Raw genomic sequence first — 1,133 nt, 5'->3', positions numbered from 1 at the left:
GCGCTGACTGCGGACAACACCACGCTAACGGCAGTTGCAAACGACTACCACTATCAAGAGATTTTCTCTAAGCAAGTTCGTGCATTTGGCCAACCAGGCGATATTCTTCTGGCGCTTTCTACCAGTGGCAACAGCAAAAACATCATCAAAGCGATGGAGGCGGCTGTAACTCGCGACATGACCATTATCGCCCTAACAGGTAAAGATGGTGGTGAGATGGCAGGATTGCTGGGCGAAAACGATGTAGAAATTCGTATTCCATCCCATCGCACGGCTCGCATTCACGAAGTGCATATGGTCACTCTTCACTGCTTATGCGATTTGATTGACCAAGTACTTTTCCCTGCTCACGAAGAATAACAGATTTGAGAATCAGCATTATGATACGTAGCCTTATCATTTTATGTACCATCTTAAGCTTGAGCGGATGTGCGGGACTGTTCATTGCTGGAGCTGCCACCACGGCAAATATTGTGACAGATACTCGCACCACGAAGCAGATCTGGCAAGACAACAATATTGAATTTGAAGTCGCAGCTATCGGTAATAAAGAACCATTTAAAGGGCATGTTCGAGTTGTTGCGAGCTCGTACAATGGTACGGTTGTTTTAATGGGCCAAGCTCCAACTCAAGATTTGATTAATCAAATTGAGCAACGAGCTAGAGCTATTGATGGCGTCAAAACCATTCATAACCAAATTAAGGCTAAAGAGCCATTGAGCGTGACGCAAATCAGCAACGACAGCTGGATCACAACCAAGGTTAAATCGGCTCTATTAACCGACTCAGACCTCAATGGCGTTAAAGTCAAAGTCATTACAGAGGATGGTGACGTATTTTTGTTTGGCTATGTAACCGCTCAGCAAGGTGAACGCGCGACGGAGATTTCGCGCAATATCTCTGGCGTAAAACAGGTGATCAAAGGGTTCCAATACGGAGACGCAGAACCAGTTAAAGTCGATTTACCTAGCGACGGTGTGACAACACAGACACAGACACAAGATGATAGTGATCCAGATGTCGAAACGTTTACCCTCAGTGACTAAACGATATTGAAAAACTTGAAACCGAAGTATAAAAAAAGCAGCGTTAACGCTGCTTTTTATTTACTTAATCACTCTTAAGCTTGGTCG

At 44.7% G+C, this 1,133-nt stretch carries 2 protein-coding genes; both read left to right on the top strand.

The annotated features are described in order from the left end of the window. Positions 1–360, top strand: a 360-nt coding sequence (locus R7P67_RS25715; protein WP_318086435.1) for an SIS domain-containing protein, incomplete at its 5' end; no start/stop codon positions are given. 20 nt (positions 361–380) lie between these two features. Beyond that, on the top strand, positions 381–1,046 hold the full coding sequence (locus tag R7P67_RS25710) for a BON domain-containing protein (protein ID WP_318086434.1): 666 nt from the start codon (positions 381–383) through the stop codon (positions 1,044–1,046). The last annotated feature ends 87 nt before the right edge of the window (positions 1,047–1,133 follow it).

Source organism: Vibrio sp. Vb0937, from assembly GCF_033338855.1.
The sequence above is the reverse complement of the archived record's forward strand: the minus strand, read 5'-3'. Positions and strand labels throughout refer to the sequence as shown.

What these genes read in the sequence shown, in the direction of transcription:
- R7P67_RS25710 (WP_318086434.1), top strand. Translation starts at nt 381, where the DNA reads ATGATACGTAGCCTTATCATTTTATGTACCATCTTAAGCTTGAGCGGA.